Annotated in this window: 16 protein-coding genes and 1 pseudogene; 13 read left to right on the top strand and 4 right to left on the bottom strand. The window is 41.3% G+C overall.

Annotated features, from left to right (window positions below):
• Positions 1 to 272: 272 nt before the first annotated feature.
• A complete protein-coding gene (locus G4P69_RS13050; RefSeq protein ID WP_243902949.1) occupies positions 273 to 1,271 on the bottom strand; it encodes a hypothetical protein in 999 nt (332 codons plus the stop codon).
• Between the two features lie 186 nt (positions 1,272 to 1,457).
• Between G4P69_RS13050 and G4P69_RS40235 the strand changes: the two genes are divergently transcribed.
• The 4 genes and pseudogenes from G4P69_RS40235 to G4P69_RS39180 all read left to right on the top strand — a co-directional run bounded on the left by G4P69_RS40235 (position 1,458) and on the right by G4P69_RS39180 (position 3,408).
• Positions 1,458 to 1,568 carry an element excision factor XisH family protein gene (locus G4P69_RS40235; RefSeq protein WP_208346152.1) on the top strand — a complete coding sequence of 37 codons (111 nt, stop codon included), beginning with the start codon at positions 1,458 to 1,460 and terminating at the stop codon, positions 1,566 to 1,568.
• Between the two features lie 212 nt (positions 1,569 to 1,780).
• Positions 1,781 to 2,188, top strand: coding sequence for a cation-transporting P-type ATPase (locus tag G4P69_RS39190; RefSeq protein ID WP_243902786.1), 408 nt, complete (start codon positions 1,781 to 1,783; stop codon positions 2,186 to 2,188).
• A gap of 33 nt (positions 2,189 to 2,221) precedes the next feature.
• Positions 2,222 to 3,106 (top strand): annotated as a pseudogene (locus G4P69_RS39185) (HAD-IC family P-type ATPase); the annotation flags it as partial.
• A gap of 11 nt (positions 3,107 to 3,117) precedes the next feature.
• Positions 3,118 to 3,408 (top strand): cation transporting ATPase C-terminal domain-containing protein, encoded by a 291-nt coding sequence (locus G4P69_RS39180; protein WP_243902788.1) that lies wholly within the window; start codon positions 3,118 to 3,120, stop codon positions 3,406 to 3,408.
• A 55-nt stretch (positions 3,409 to 3,463) separates the two neighbouring features.
• On the opposite strand, the gene G4P69_RS13035 is transcribed toward G4P69_RS39180, so the two are convergent.
• Positions 3,464 to 3,919, bottom strand: a complete 456-nt coding sequence (locus tag G4P69_RS13035) for a DUF2214 family protein (protein ID WP_208350124.1) — start codon at positions 3,917 to 3,919, stop codon at positions 3,464 to 3,466.
• 45 nt (positions 3,920 to 3,964) lie between these two features.
• On the bottom strand, positions 3,965 to 4,954 hold the full coding sequence (locus G4P69_RS13030; protein ID WP_208350122.1) for an NAD(P)/FAD-dependent oxidoreductase: 990 nt from the start codon (positions 4,952 to 4,954) through the stop codon (positions 3,965 to 3,967).
• A gap of 107 nt (positions 4,955 to 5,061) precedes the next feature.
• Here G4P69_RS13030 and psbA point away from each other — a divergent pair, with 107 nt between their 5' ends.
• The gene (psbA, locus tag G4P69_RS13025) at positions 5,062 to 6,144 is read left to right on the top strand and encodes a photosystem II q(b) protein (protein WP_208350120.1); all 1,083 of its coding nucleotides are present in this window, start codon (positions 5,062 to 5,064) and stop codon (positions 6,142 to 6,144) included.
• A 447-nt stretch (positions 6,145 to 6,591) separates the two neighbouring features.
• Here the strand turns inward: psbA and G4P69_RS13020 are convergent, their stop codons facing one another.
• Complete coding sequence (locus G4P69_RS13020) at positions 6,592 to 6,942, bottom strand: ArsR/SmtB family transcription factor (RefSeq protein WP_208350156.1); 351 nt, start codon at positions 6,940 to 6,942, stop codon at positions 6,592 to 6,594.
• Between the two features lie 379 nt (positions 6,943 to 7,321).
• Between G4P69_RS13020 and ureE the strand changes: the two genes are divergently transcribed.
• The 8 genes from ureE to selD all read left to right on the top strand — a co-directional run bounded on the left by ureE (position 7,322) and on the right by selD (position 13,623).
• Positions 7,322 to 7,765, top strand: coding sequence for an urease accessory protein UreE (gene ureE, locus G4P69_RS13015; protein WP_208350118.1), 444 nt, complete (start codon positions 7,322 to 7,324; stop codon positions 7,763 to 7,765).
• Positions 7,743 to 8,432, top strand: coding sequence for an urease accessory protein UreF (locus tag G4P69_RS13010; protein WP_208346425.1), 690 nt, complete (start codon positions 7,743 to 7,745; stop codon positions 8,430 to 8,432). Before ureE ends, G4P69_RS13010 begins: the two co-directional genes overlap by 23 nt.
• Before the next feature lie 5 nt (positions 8,433 to 8,437).
• Positions 8,438 to 9,034, top strand: coding sequence for an urease accessory protein UreG (gene ureG / locus G4P69_RS13005; RefSeq protein WP_208350117.1), 597 nt, complete (start codon positions 8,438 to 8,440; stop codon positions 9,032 to 9,034).
• Between the two features lie 66 nt (positions 9,035 to 9,100).
• Positions 9,101 to 9,730 carry a Uma2 family endonuclease gene (locus tag G4P69_RS13000; RefSeq protein WP_208350116.1) on the top strand — a complete coding sequence of 210 codons (630 nt, stop codon included), beginning with the start codon at positions 9,101 to 9,103 and terminating at the stop codon, positions 9,728 to 9,730.
• A gap of 55 nt (positions 9,731 to 9,785) precedes the next feature.
• Positions 9,786 to 10,751 carry an acetamidase/formamidase family protein gene (locus G4P69_RS12995; RefSeq protein ID WP_208350114.1) on the top strand — a complete coding sequence of 322 codons (966 nt, stop codon included), beginning with the start codon at positions 9,786 to 9,788 and terminating at the stop codon, positions 10,749 to 10,751.
• A gap of 4 nt (positions 10,752 to 10,755) precedes the next feature.
• Positions 10,756 to 11,127 (top strand): TSUP family transporter, encoded by a 372-nt coding sequence (locus tag G4P69_RS12990; RefSeq protein ID WP_208346494.1) that lies wholly within the window; start codon positions 10,756 to 10,758, stop codon positions 11,125 to 11,127.
• Between the two features lie 207 nt (positions 11,128 to 11,334).
• The gene (locus G4P69_RS12985; protein ID WP_208350113.1) at positions 11,335 to 12,471 is read left to right on the top strand and encodes a BMP family ABC transporter substrate-binding protein; all 1,137 of its coding nucleotides are present in this window, start codon (positions 11,335 to 11,337) and stop codon (positions 12,469 to 12,471) included.
• A 114-nt stretch (positions 12,472 to 12,585) separates the two neighbouring features.
• Positions 12,586 to 13,623 carry a selenide, water dikinase SelD gene (gene selD, locus G4P69_RS12980; RefSeq protein ID WP_208350111.1) on the top strand — a complete coding sequence of 346 codons (1,038 nt, stop codon included), beginning with the start codon at positions 12,586 to 12,588 and terminating at the stop codon, positions 13,621 to 13,623.
• The last annotated feature ends 236 nt before the right edge of the window (positions 13,624 to 13,859 follow it).

Raw genomic sequence — 13,859 nt, 5'->3', positions numbered from 1 at the left:
CTAGCTACTAGCCGCATCCACTGATATGATTTTTATATTATATTACTATATAGTAGATTAGTTGATAAAAAAATGTTACATAAGGCTTGATCAAAAAGTCAGAAAAAAGCAATAAAGCCCCTTCGGGGCGGCAACAGGGAACAGGGGAAAAACGTAGCCCCGTTGGCGCAGCCTCTCCCCTTGGGAGAAGCAAGGTTTAAACCCTCGCCCCTTGTGGGCGAAAAAATCCTTGCATCCTGTGGAAGGTAGAAACCCCGCCCCTTGTGGGCGGCCTAATTTCTCTGTTCCCTGTTAAGAGTTCCCCGTTCCCTTTTATGCTTATCCATCTCCCGTTTAATTTTTAAAGCTTCTGCTTTATCTTCCTTTCGTGCTTTAAAGAATCTAGGTGGTTTTTCACTTGGAGACGCTAGCAATTGTTCAAACCCAAACACATCTCTACCAGGTAAAAATCGTACTTTGATTTCTACAAATGATGCGTGCCCCTGTTGTTCTTTTGGTACTTTCGGGTTAAATCTAAATGGTTTAACTGGAGCATCGCGCCAAATTACCGGTACATGGCTAGCCTTCATGAAATTCACTTTCGATAGTGCCGAAGTTTCTTCGTTTTTGACGTAGTCCAAGCGCTCAGATGTAAAATTCCTCAGAACGGTAATACATGGAGTTTGGCATACAGGGATGAACTGCCATAAGCCACAAAGCCTAAATTCAAAGTCTTGTAAATCTTTACCTACACCACCTGTTGTCCTTTCAGTCTCGAAGCCGATTAACTGAAAGCTTACTTGATGGATCTGTTCTCGTTTGGGAAAGTGTAATACTCGCGGGTAAACAATGAGCCGTTGGTAGTGGTTGCCAGTTGCCGCTATTTCTTTAATGAGAGCTTCATAGGCTTTTCGCTTATTTTTATTGGGTACGTAGTATAGAGGATATTCTTTGTTACCTACAGTTACAAGAGCTTTACTGTTCTCATCAAATCTGACAGTACCCGCTATCACACCCACTGCCTGAAACATTGACGATGATGCAAGAGCCTCTTGTTGTTCTGTTGGTATTTCTGTTGGGATTTCCTTTAATGTTTCCTGTGGCTCTATGGTAGCTGTCCCAACGGAAACATCTGGTAATTTCTTAAGTTTCGGTCTTATAGCTGGTTGTGCTATCGGTTCCGCTATCGGTTCCTCTGGCGGTTCCTCTGGCGGTTTTGGCTTTATAAATAGTAAAGTTTGCTGCTGTTTTTCTGGCTGTGGTTGAGTTTTGGCTTTTTTCGGTTTACCCATGGATAGTTTTTGTACTTATTATAACTATGACCCTTTACAGGCTTTTGGTCAATTAAGGCCAGAACAAATGGTAATATCTGGCGGTATATGTCGCAGTTGGCGGGTTAAACGTAGGGAGTTGGACGAGTCTATTATAAGGAAAGGTGGTTAAAACGGTTGGTGAGTTTTGGGGAAAGCAACTGATGTCTGCTAGAGATATTAGCATTAGAAGCAACTGAACAGAACCGCTTATTGTATTTAGCTGTTCCTTTAGATATTTACGAGACGTTTTTTCAGTTTGAATTTACCCTCTTCTGATAGATAAGGTTAATAACCAGTAGAAAAATATTTCCTCACGAAATCCTCAAATCATTCTGCTAGCGTAAAAGCTTATGGTGCTTTTACTTATCCGGTCTCGGTTAAAAATTATTGTCAATAAGCATTGCTTATTGACAATAGACAAATATCTTGTTTTGATATGAAGGGGATTCAAGATTCTCTGTTCGTTCTCTTGATATAAGTTTATCGCTATGCTTCAGCAACCAGATCTCAAGACTCTGACTGGGTTATCTCAATTGGAAGTAGCTGACCGCTTGAAGACAGATGGGTATAATCAACTACCCTCAACCGTTCACCGCACGATTTTAGAGATCGCGTGGGAAATTGTCCGAGAACCGATCTTTTTGTTGTTAGTGGGCTGTGGTGTAATTTACCTGATTGTCGGGGATTTACAAGAAGCATTGATATTGCTAGGTTTTGTATTCCTTATCATCGGGATTAATTTGTATCAGGAGCAAAAAACTGAACGTTCTCTAGAAGCGTTACGTGACCTTTCTAGTCCTCGTGCTCTAGTCATTCGAGACGGGAGACGTCAACGGATTCCAGGTAGAGAAGTTGTGCGGGATGATTTACTAGTACTTTCAGAAGGCGATGTCTAGCGACAAGCCGCTTCGCGTCTACGCGTACCTGCGGATGGTATCTTGCTGTGGTCTACCAATATCACAATTGATGAGTCTTTACTAACGGGGGAGTCTCTACCAGTTAGGAAAGTAGCAGTGAATAATACTCAAGATGTCATACCCCAACGCCCTGGTGGAGATGATCTACCTTTTGTTTACTCTGGAACCTTGATGGTGCAAGGTCAAGGTATTGCCAAAGTGCAAGCGACAGGGATCCACACGGAAATGGGTAAGATTGGCAAAGCCCTGCAAACCGTACACCCAGAAGATACTGTTTTAGAAAAAGAGACTAGGCGTATTGTCCACAAACTCACATTTGTGGCGATCGCTATCTGCGTTGCAGTCGTAATTATTTACGGTGCGACTAGGGGTGATTGGTTACAAGGTTTTCTTGCAGGATTGGCACTGGCGATGGCGATTTTGCCTAATGAGATTCCTGTCGTGTTGGCAATTTTTTTAGCATTAGGTGCATGGCGATTTTCTCTACAAAGAGTTTTAACTCGGCGTATTCCTGTAGTTGAGACATTAGGTTCTGCAACAGTCCTATGTGTAGATAAAACTGGCACACTCACATTTAACCGCATGTCGGTTCAGCAAATGTTTGTCTATCAAAATCGAGTAGCCGAGACACAAGATTCAAAATCTCCTACTCCTTGTTTTTATGATGTCACTTTACACGAAGGCCAAACGTTACCAGAAGACTTTCATCAGTTAATTGAGTTTGGGATTTTGGCAAGCCGTAAAGATCCTTTCGATCCCATGGAGAAAGCTCTCCGACAGATGGGAGAACATTACTTAGAGAACACTGAACATTTGCATGATGATTGGGAAATACAGCGTGAGTACCCTCTTTCTGGTCACTTATTGGCAATGTCTACCAAGGTAATGGGGAACTAGATGCTCGTGCTTTGGCTTTTACGACCCTGATCGTTTCTAACCTCAGCATGATTCTGAGCAATCGTTCCTGGTCAAGAACGATTCCAGAAATGTTACGTTCGCCAAATCCTGCTCTTTGGTGGGTGATTGGTGGTGGCATAGTCTTTTTGGGATTAGTACTGTACATTCCTGTGTTGCGTCACCTATTCCGCTTTTCATTTCTACATTTTGAAGATTTGCTAGTCAGCTTAGTTTCTGGGGTATTTAGTATTTTATGGTTTGAAGTACTTAAAATTTGGCGGCAACAAAAAATACGTGTATAAAATCTAAAATGTTGGATGAGTTGCGACTGGCAAGTGCCGGAATAATTACGACGGGCTAAAAGATCTGAATCCCCCGTGCTAAAATCGCCGCAAGCAAAGGTATCAGAGCAAAGCTGGCTAATTCTCCTTTGATTAACCAGCACAGTAGCTGTACTTTTTCCTCTGCCAAGTTTGGACTTTTGCCATCCCGCAAGTCCTTAATCCAAGAAACAAACGAAACGGTGGGGTAGATAGATAGTAAACTCACCAGAAGGAATAGCCCAACCTTTGTATAAAAAACTGGACTGCTGAGGTAGTAATCAGTTCCTTTACCGAAGTAGATGACTCGCAAAACTCCAGTAACCAGAATCATAGTTGCCGATAAGCCATAAATGGCATCTGCCGTGACTACTCTCCAGGCTTCTTGGAGGCTGAGATCTTTTTTCAGCGTTTGACTTTCAACGACTAACGCGCCAAACGCCACCATGAAGCCCAAATAATGCAAATACGCTGTTACAGCACTTTCCCACATTGGTTTCTCTATGATCCTATAGGTGTTCAATCATGTTCAGTAAGACTAAACTGCCGCCGATAAATTTTCAATCCACTTTCTTGGATGACGAAGTTCTTTCCAAATTTGGGTGGCACTGACCGCACCATCTCCTACAGCAACTGCGACTTGGTTTAGCCCAACTTTTAAGTCGCCAATGGCAAAGATACGGGGATGGGAGGTGCGTGCCAAGCGATCAGTGACCAGATATCCCCCCTTACGTTCAAGATTCAACCCATTGAGGTAGTGATGGTGATAGCGTGCTCCCATTGAAATCAATCCGGTTTCGAGGGGAATCACAGAACCATCCACCAGTTCTACCCCGGTCATTTGATGGTTTTGCCCCAGAAATTGTTTGATCGGGGTTTCGATTAGTCGATAGCCATATTCTTGTAATATTTGGCAAAGTTTTGTACTGACTGGAAATAAGCCGTGGGTAAAGATGGTGATATAAGGCGTAAACCAGCTTAAGTTAAATATCATTTCTTCAATGCTGGCTTCACTTCCAGCAAAAAAGCCACATTGCTTATCCGTCATTTCATAGCCATCACAAACCATGCATACGTGCAAGTTATATCCTGCATATTCATACACATTCTGCATTTCGTCTAAATGAGGGAGATAATCGATAATACCACTGGCAGCAATTAGATATTTTGCTCGCAAGACTGGATAGATGCTATCCTGACGGCCAACCTTGACTCGTACAGCAAAGGTTTCCCCTTCGTCAACCACTTCTTCCACATACCCATTAAGTAAATCCCCATTCAGGGATAGGTAATGCTGCTTGCCGTGTTGTAAGAGTTCTCGTCCGCGAGTACCAGGTGGCAGTCCTAAATAGTTCTGCAATTCTTGCATCCAAAAGGATCGAGCTTTACCTTTATCTACAATCAAGCTGGATAGACGAAAGCGTTGAAGATAGATTCCTGCTGATAATCCCCCTGCTCCACCGCCGACGATGAGAGTGTCGTAGACGTGACCAAGACGTTGTTCAAGTTCATGCTTAGAGAGTTGCATAATGATTTATTTTTATCGCTTGACAAAAATATAACGATTTGGTTATATGATTATATAACAAGTTAAATACTTGCTCGCAATACAATTAATACACATTATTGGGGAACATGACAACTTCTCTAGCAAAATCCACTCGCCTTAGCTTGTGGGAAAGATTCTGTAATTGGATTACCAGTATTGAAAACCGACTTTACGTCGGCTGGTTTGGAGTCCTACTCATTCCTACAGCATTGGTTGCTGCAATTGTATTTACCATAGCCTTTATTGCTGCACCTCCCGTTGATATTGATGGCATTCGAGAGCCTGTTACAGGTTCACTGCTCTACGGTAATAACATCATCACAGCTGCTGTAGTACCGACCTCTAACGCTATCGGGTTGCACTTTTACGCCATTTGGGACGCCGCTACGCTTGATGAATGGCTATACAATGGTGGTCCTTATGAATTGATAGTGTTCCATTTCTTGATCGCTATCTATGCTTACATGGGTCGCCAGTGGGAATTAAGCTATCGTTTGGGAATGCGTCCTTGGATTTCTGTTGCTTTTTCTGCTCCTGTTGCAGCAGCGACAGCAGTGTTGTTGATTTATCCAATTGGGCAAGGTAGCTTCTCGGATGGCATGATGCTCGGTATCTCTGGAACCTTCAACTTTATGATTGTGTTTTCTCCTGAACACAACATTCTGATGCATCCGTTCCACATGCTGGGTGTGGCTGGAGTCTTCGGAGGAGCATTATTTGCCGCAATGCATGGTTCCTTAGTCACCTCTAGTTTAGTGAGAGAAACAACAGAAGTTGAATCCATGAATGTGGGCTACAAGTTCGGTCAAGAGGAAGAAACTTACAATATCGTCGCCGCTCACGGTTACTTTGGACGTTTAATCTTCCAATATGCGAGCTTCAATAACTCTCGCTCTCTGCACTTCTTTTTAGCTGCTTGGCCAGTTGTGGGAATTTGGTTTGCGGCTTTGGGTATTAGCACCATGTCATTTAACTTGAATGGCTTGAACTTCAATAATTCTGTTCTTGATAGCCAAGGACGGGTAATTAACACTTGGGCTGATTTAGTTAATAGAGCGAATCTGGGGATTGAAGTTATGCATGAGCGCAATGCTCACAACTTCCCTCTAGATTTAGCCTCTGGTGAAACTCTACCTGTAGCTATAGCTGCTCCTAGTATCACTAGCTAACTTTGTTCTCTTCTGAGCCAAAATATCAGCGCTTTCATTTTGAGAGCGCTGACTTCGTATTCAGCATCAAGCAACAGAATATTGTTCAAATCTGAGCGTTTTTATCTTTGATGCTTACTACGTCGTCATAAATATTGTTGTTTTGTTTGCGCGATCGCACGTTGAATAGACTTTTTCAGATCTAATTCCGTCGCCGGTAGCCGACAAAGTTCAAAACTTTTAGATCCAGTCAGCAAAGTAAGAGCATCATTATTACGCTTTTTTGTTATACCATTTTTATATGAAGACGCATAAGAATCCCCACCGCCTTCTTTCCTCCCCAATCCTCGGGGAGGTTAGGAGGGGTAAAATAATGTGCAGCTTCACAGAAAATTGGTATTACGCAGAATTTTCTGTCGCGTAACAACATTAGTTGAGAATCCTGTTATCTCTCTTCCAAACGAGAGGTCAAAGTCGTGCTTGATGAAGGGCTCTGAGTTCCTCCAGTTGCTGATTTTGGTGTTCGATCTGCATTGTTAGTGAATTGCAAACTAATTCACATAACTCGAATATAAAAGGATTTGAAATCTGATAGTAGACGCATGAACCCTGCTGCTGGCGACAAACAATTCCGGCGTGAGTTAGTATCTTCAAATGCTTAGAAACATTTGCTTGACCCAAGCCTGTTGTTTCAATAATTTCTGTAACATTCTTTGCACCAGGCTTTAAAGCACAGAGAATTTGTAACCGGCTGATTTCAGAGAGTACCTTAAAAAATTCAGCCATAAGATTTAATGCCGCAGGAGACAGATCTGAGATTCCATTTTCAGCAGGTTGTGGTGATAATGTAGCTACGTTTTCTAGATACTTTTTAGGCATAAATAATTACAATAAATGATATTGTGATTTAATTGTACTATCATATTACCATTTAGCTTTTTAGTATGGATGCGGAAAGAAGACTTTTTCCGCGACAAGGGTTAGAGGTGCAGCCAGCAATACTTGCAAACTGGACGGGTATAAAATGCCAGATGACCATCTGCTTTCACATGTTTAGAACTGCGGCGAATCATCAATATTGCAGCCAGCAACATCATGACTCCAAACAGTGTCGTTTAGAAAAATTCAGTAATTATAAGCAGGGTAGTAATAGGCTTAGCAAGGGGGTATTCTAGAAAAATTCTGCACTTCTTTGGCAATGCTGACCTTCACGCAAATTAAACCACGAAATCCCGATATAGTAGTTAACTTAACCCTTGCTCTCACAGCAGAAGAACGCACTCGCAGTCGTCATCGTTTTGAGACAGAAACCGGACAGGCTGTGTTTTTACGTTTACCTAGAGGAACGGTGTTAAGAGATGGTGACATTCTGGAAGATGAAACAAATAGTAGTTTAATCAGAATTACTGCAAAACCAGAACCTGTCTTAACAGTAACGGCTCAGACTACGCTAGATTTACTAAGGGCAGCATACCATTTGGGAAATCGTCATGTACCTGTGGAAATTACACTCACCTATTTACGGATAGCAACTGACTCGGTTTTACGTACAATGTTGGAACAACTTGGACTAGAAGTAAAAGAAGAGATTTTACCCTTTCAGCCTGAAACTGGTGCTTATGGACACAGTCACGCTCACTAATAGCCATCTTTTGTGTCTTTTACAACTGGCTAGTCCAGCTTTACCTGTAGGAGCATATAGCTATTCCGAAGGATTGGAGACTTTGGTTGAGAATGGCACTATTAATGATCAATTAACTTTGCAGCACTGGTTAGAGTCAGAACTGCGTTATGGCACAATTCGATTAGAAGCAGCGGTGATGGTACGAGCTTATCAGTCTGCAAAGGTGGGTGATTTTAAAGCATTATGTTACTGGAATGCTTGGTTATCTGCTGCCAGGGAGACTGAAGAATTACGCGCTTCTAGCTGGCAAATGGGGCGATCGCTCATTCGGCTGCTGACAGAATTACAACCCCAAACCAAGTGTTTTGCTGATGCTGTTGGTAATCCTTGTAATTATGCGATCGCCTTTGGCATTGCTGTTGCGCATTGGGATATCAACATAAAAGCTGCTTTACTCGGATATTTGCATAGTTGGGTAACTAATTTAATAACCGGTGGAGTGAAACTCATTCCATTAGGACAAACAGCTGGACAACAGTTATTACTTTTTCTACAACCGTTGCTGACTACTGCTGTGGAAGAAGTTCTCAGTTTAGAGGATGATGAATTAAGTTGTTGTAGTTGGGGTTTATCGCTAGCGAGTATGAAACATCAGACATTATATACAAGGTTGTTTCGGAGTTAACGGTGATGAATCCTTTTCGTGTAGGTGTTGCAGGTCCGGTAGGATCAGGTAAGACTGCTTTAGTTGATGCTTTATGTAAGGGGATGCGTAAGCAGTATAATATTGCCGTGGTCACGAATGATATTTATACTCAAGAGGATGCTCAGTTTTTGGTACGTTCTCAAGCGTTGGAGTGCGATCGCATTTTAGGTGTAGAAACTGGCGGTTGTCCTCACACTGCTATTAGGGAAGATGCTTCAATGAATTTAGCTGCAATTGAACAGCTTGAGATGAGGTTTCCTGATTTAGATTTGGTATTTTTAGAAAGTGGTGGTGATAATTTAGCAGCAACTTTTAGTCCAGAATTAGTAGATTTAACAATTTACGTCATTGATGTTGCTGCTGGAGATAAAATTCCTCGTAAAGGTGGTCCCGGAATTACCAAATCTGATTTGTTAGTGATTAACAAAATTGACCTTGCACCCTATGTGGGAGCAGATTTAAATGTGATGGAACGGGATGCAAAGAAAATGCGTGGTGATAAACCTTTTATTTTCACAAATTTAAAGACTCAAGAAGGGCTTACAGAGGTGATTGACTTTGTCAATAAAAATATTTGCTAAGATGATATGGTTGTTATGTATCTTAATATTTTCTAGATGCTTATTTATTTTTTAAGGGTGTAACTGATGACTCAAGCTTTATCTAAACTAATAACGTTTGATGAATTTATTGCTTGGTATCCAGAAAACATTGGAGTACGTTATGAATTGCGTGATGGAGTAATTGTTGAAATGACACCACCGTCTGGGGAGCATGAGGAAATTAAAGGATTTTTGGTTGCTCAGGTAGTTGTTGAATATACGAAGGTTAATCTCCCATACTTTATACCCAATCAAGCGATAGTCAAGCCACTAGAGAACGAATCAGGATATTTTCCAGATGTTTTACTTTTGAATAGACCTAATTTAAAATCAGAACCACTGTGGAAAAAATCTTCTACCGTTACTCAAGGTTCTTCAATTCCTTTAATCATCGAAGTTGTGAGTACAAATTGGCGTGATGATTACTACAAAAAGTTAGCTGACTATGAGCAAATTGGTATTCCTGAGTATTGGATTGTTGATTATCTCGCTCTTGGCGCGCGCAAATTTATTGGTAGCCCTAAACAACCAACCATCTCAATTTATTCGTTAGTTGAGGGTGAATATCTTTGTAGCCAATTTCGGAATAATGACCGCATACAATCAACAATATTTCCTAAGTTAAACTTGACCGCTCAACAAATTTTTAATGCTGGAAGGGGCGATCAGGAGTAAGTGCGAATTTATCGCCTATTCTAAGCGATCATATTTGTCAAGTAATACAGGGACAATGACTCATCACATTTTGAAAGCCACGAGGGAAACTGTGCATCTGGGTGGTTTTTCCAATACCCTAGAACCAGCGATCACCGTTGATTCTGGCGATACAGTAGACGTAGAAACATACACTGGTTACTACCTTTACGACCAAGCACCACCAGAGTTTTTTACACCGGAATTCCTGGATATTTGCCAAAATCTTCCCATAGAAAGGAAAATTGCTCAAGGACCGCATTTGCTGACAGGACCAATTTACGTACGCGGGGCAGAACCAGGGGATGTTTTAGAAGTAAAATTGATGGATATCAAGCCCAGTGTACCTGTTGGCTTTAATGCCATTCGTAAAGGCTGGGGCGCTTTACCAGACCAATTTGATCAGCCTGCGCTCAGATTTATTCCTCTTGATTTAGAAAATAATATTGCTCTAGTTCCTATAGGCGGCGGTATTAAAATTCCCATTAAACCTTTTTTTGGTATTCTTGGAGTCGCTACACCGGAAACATCGCGAAATTCAATTCCTCCGGGTTACTATGGTGGCAATATTGACAACCGACAACTGCTAGCGGGTTCTAAGATATTTTTACCAATTTTTGTTCCAGGAGCTTTATTCTCTATTGGTGATGGACATTCAGCACAGGGAGATGGTGAAGTCAATGTTACAGCAATTGAAACTTCCATGAATGGTACTATTGAGCTAAAAATTCGCAAGGATATACAACTGACAACACCAATTGCTGAAACTGCCACTGATATAATTACAATGGGGTTTGGTCAAACCTTAGATGCAGCTTTAGAAATGGCTTTAAAAAACATGATTGATTTTCTAGAGCGTTTCTTAGATTTGTCACCGGAAGATAGTTATGTATTATGTAGCTTAGCCGTGAATTTTCATATTACACAAGTCGTTAACAGTCCCCAAAAAGGAGTTCATGGAATGCTACCGAAAGTAATATTATCCAATACAATCGGTTTATAATTGTATGTCTAGTGTACTAATCCAACTGTTATTGATTGGTCTAGCGGCTGGTGTTGCTGGCGGTATGTTTGGTATTGGTGGTGGCGCGATTATGGTACCAGCAATGGTACTGCTGATGAGTATGGATCAGAAATTTGCCACTGGTACTTCTATTGCTGCTCAAATCTTGCCCATTGGTGTTCTGGCAGCCTTAGTTTACTACAAGAACGGTAATGTTAATATTAAATATTCTTTAATTATTGCAGTTGGCCTTATAGTTGGCAATCTATTTGGAGCACTTTTTGCAACTCAGCCGTTTATTAGCAGTGAAACAATGAAAAAATTGTACGGCATCTTTTTGCTACTTATTGGTTTACGGTATTTACTATTTAGGTAATTACCAAATAGTTGATTGCTAATCAGTATTTTTGATGAAAATGTTGTTTATGATACTTAACGACAGCTTCATAGTTAATTTGTATTAAAAAACACTTTTTTGATTGGATTATTTATTTGTGATTTTGTATAATTTAAATCATTATTATCCCACTTTTTGAATTGACAAAGAAAACTATTTTGACCGAGTGCACCCACTTAAAGAAATATGGAGCGTCGTAAGTTTCTCAAGTATGCGACTTTAGCAGGATCAGGCTTTACTTTTGCAGGCTGTACTGTGAAGAGGTCTAATCCACTGGTTGAGATGCCTACTCCAGCATCCCCTATAGTAGCAAATGAAGCTCTTAAGGTGGCATTTGTTTATCCCGGATCTGTAAGGGACTTTGGGTGGACTTATGTTCATGATTTAGGTCGCAGAGAAATGGAAGCGAATCTTCAAGCTAAGGTAAAGACGACTTTTGTTGAAAATGTCAACGAAGGTGCTGATTCAGAAAGAGTTATTCGTCAACTTGCAATAGACGGTCATAAATTGATTTTCACAACTGCTCTTGGCTACATGAACTCAACCATCAAAGTGGCAAAAAGCTTTCCCCATATTTTGTTTGAAAACTGCGCAGGCTACAAACGTGAGAATAACGTTGGTACTTATCTAGGACGTTCAGAAGAACCACGATACTTAACTGGAATGATTGCTGGTAAAATGACGAAATCAAATTTAATTGGTTTTATCGGCTCATATCCTATTCCCGAAGTAATTCGCGGCATCAGTGCTTTTACGCAAGGATTACGGGCAACAAATCCTCAAGCAAAAGTGAGGGTGGTTTGGGCACAAACTTGGAATAATCCCACAAAAGAAAGAGAAGCTGCACATGCTTTGCTGGACTCGGGTGCAGATATCTTGACTCATCATACTAACTCAAGTGCCGTTGTCCAATTTGCAGAGGAAAAGGGGATTTATGCTTTTGGTTACAACACTGATATGAGTCAGTTTGGTGCAAAAGCACACTTAACATCATGCATTAATAAGTGGGGGAAGTTTTATACCGATCAAGTCCAAACAGTCATCGATGGTACATGGAAATCTCAAAATATTTGGGATGGTATTGCTCAAGATATGGTGGATATTTCTTCGCTAAATCCAGAGATTCCTGAAGATGTTCAGCAGTTGGCGATCGCCAAACGTGACGAATTTATTCATGGTACTGCACATCCTTTTGATGGTCCAGTAAAAGACCAAAAGGGTGTTTTACGAGTACCGGCGGGTAAGGTATTAAATGATCAACAACAACTGGTGATGAATTGGTACGTTGAGGGAGTTGAGGGCTCTGTTGCCCAAAAACGATAAAAAAGCGTCTCGCTCAATCTCTGCCACTCGCGATCTACAATTAGTAGGGGTCTGAATCCTCCACAAAAGTGATTCTGACTCCTGAATTCTGACTCCTGAATTCTTCTTCAAAAAATGATTCGTCTTACTCAATATTCTCATGGTGGTGGTTGTGGCTGCAAAATTGCTCCCGCACAATTACAAGAAATTTTACGTCAAGTTCCTTTAAATCAAGGCTTAGAGCAGCTGTTAGTAGGAACACAAACCAGTGATGATGCGGCAGTTTATCAACTGAGCGATCGCCAAGCTTTAGTATTAACCACAGATTTCTTTATGCCTATTGTCGATGATCCAGAGGATTTTGGCCGGATTGCTGCTACCAATGCCTTATCTGATGTCTACGCAATGGGAGGCACACCTATCTTAGCGTTAGCCGTTCTAGGTATGCCGATTAACACTCTTCCAATGGAGGCAATACAAGGTATTATGCTAGGTGGGGCAGCAGTTTGTCAACAAGCAGGGATTCCTTTGGCTGGTGGGCATTCTATCGATTCTCCAGAACCCATCTTTGGTTTAGTTGCTGCGGGCTTGGTACATCCAACTCATCTAAGACGGAATGCAAGTGCTAAACCTGGAGACAAGTTAATTTTGACAAAGCCTTTGGGGATTGGAATTATGACTACTGCCCTCAAAAAAGGTCAATTAACACCAGAGGGTTACGAGTCTGTACTTAAAGTGATGACGCAGTTAAATAAAGTGGGATCGATTTTGGCAAGCAACCCTCATGTTCATGCAATGACGGATGTTACCGGATTTGGGCTTTTGGGACATTTACTAGAGATGTGCCGAGGAAGTGGTGTCAAGGCAGAAATCTCGTTCTCCCAGGTTCCTATTCTACCAGAGGCTTTAGCTCTTGCCTCAAAGGGGATTTTTCCAGGTGCAGCGCAACGCAATTGGGACGGTTATGGATCTCAAATTGAAATCACTAGCAATTTGGCAAAGTGGGAAACCCTACTCCTAGCAGATCCTCAAACTAGTGGTGGTTTGTTACTTTCTGTAGCACCTGAAAGCGTCCCAACTGTTTTGGAGCAACTTTTGGCAGAGGGGTATGGCTTTTCAAGTGTGATCGGTGAGTTTACTTTAGGTGAGCCAGGAATTAAAGTTAACCCCTAATAATAATTATGTGCGATCGCCCCCCCGCTCTTGAAAGGGCTGGTTAGCTCACGAAGTGCTTGGTAATGACATAACAGTATGGGATAATTCGCAAACAAATATTCAGCCCAATATTGTTATTAATGGAAACAAATGAACCCATTTCAGGATTCTGAAATGGGTTCATTTTTTCGGTTGCTAGGCTTTCGCATTTATTTGCTGATATTATCAGTTGGCACTATTTTTCTACTAATTAC

It is taken from the genome of Aetokthonos hydrillicola CCALA 1050 (assembly GCF_017591665.1).
Lineage (GTDB): Bacteria > Cyanobacteriota > Cyanobacteriia > Cyanobacteriales > Nostocaceae > Aetokthonos > Aetokthonos hydrillicola.
The sequence above is the reverse complement of the archived record's forward strand: the minus strand, read 5'-3'. Positions and strand labels throughout refer to the sequence as shown.

Coding starts and splice junctions, on each gene's coding strand:
- G4P69_RS13050 (WP_243902949.1), bottom strand. CDS start 1,271: ATGGGTAAACCGAAAAAAGCCAAAACTCAACCACAGCCAGAAAAACAG.
- G4P69_RS39190 (WP_243902786.1), top strand. CDS start 1,781: ATGCTTCAGCAACCAGATCTCAAGACTCTGACTGGGTTATCTCAATTG.
- G4P69_RS13035 (WP_208350124.1), bottom strand. CDS start 3,919: ATGTGGGAAAGTGCTGTAACAGCGTATTTGCATTATTTGGGCTTCATG.
- G4P69_RS13030 (WP_208350122.1), bottom strand. CDS start 4,954: ATGCAACTCTCTAAGCATGAACTTGAACAACGTCTTGGTCACGTCTAC.
- psbA (WP_208350120.1), top strand. CDS start 5,062: ATGACAACTTCTCTAGCAAAATCCACTCGCCTTAGCTTGTGGGAAAGA.
- ureE (WP_208350118.1), top strand. CDS start 7,322: ATGCTGACCTTCACGCAAATTAAACCACGAAATCCCGATATAGTAGTT.
- G4P69_RS13010 (WP_208346425.1), top strand. CDS start 7,743: ATGGACACAGTCACGCTCACTAATAGCCATCTTTTGTGTCTTTTACAA.
- ureG (WP_208350117.1), top strand. CDS start 8,438: ATGAATCCTTTTCGTGTAGGTGTTGCAGGTCCGGTAGGATCAGGTAAG.
- G4P69_RS13000 (WP_208350116.1), top strand. CDS start 9,101: ATGACTCAAGCTTTATCTAAACTAATAACGTTTGATGAATTTATTGCT.
- G4P69_RS12995 (WP_208350114.1), top strand. CDS start 9,786: ATGACTCATCACATTTTGAAAGCCACGAGGGAAACTGTGCATCTGGGT.
- G4P69_RS12990 (WP_208346494.1), top strand. CDS start 10,756: ATGTCTAGTGTACTAATCCAACTGTTATTGATTGGTCTAGCGGCTGGT.
- G4P69_RS12985 (WP_208350113.1), top strand. CDS start 11,335: ATGGAGCGTCGTAAGTTTCTCAAGTATGCGACTTTAGCAGGATCAGGC.
- selD (WP_208350111.1), top strand. CDS start 12,586: ATGATTCGTCTTACTCAATATTCTCATGGTGGTGGTTGTGGCTGCAAA.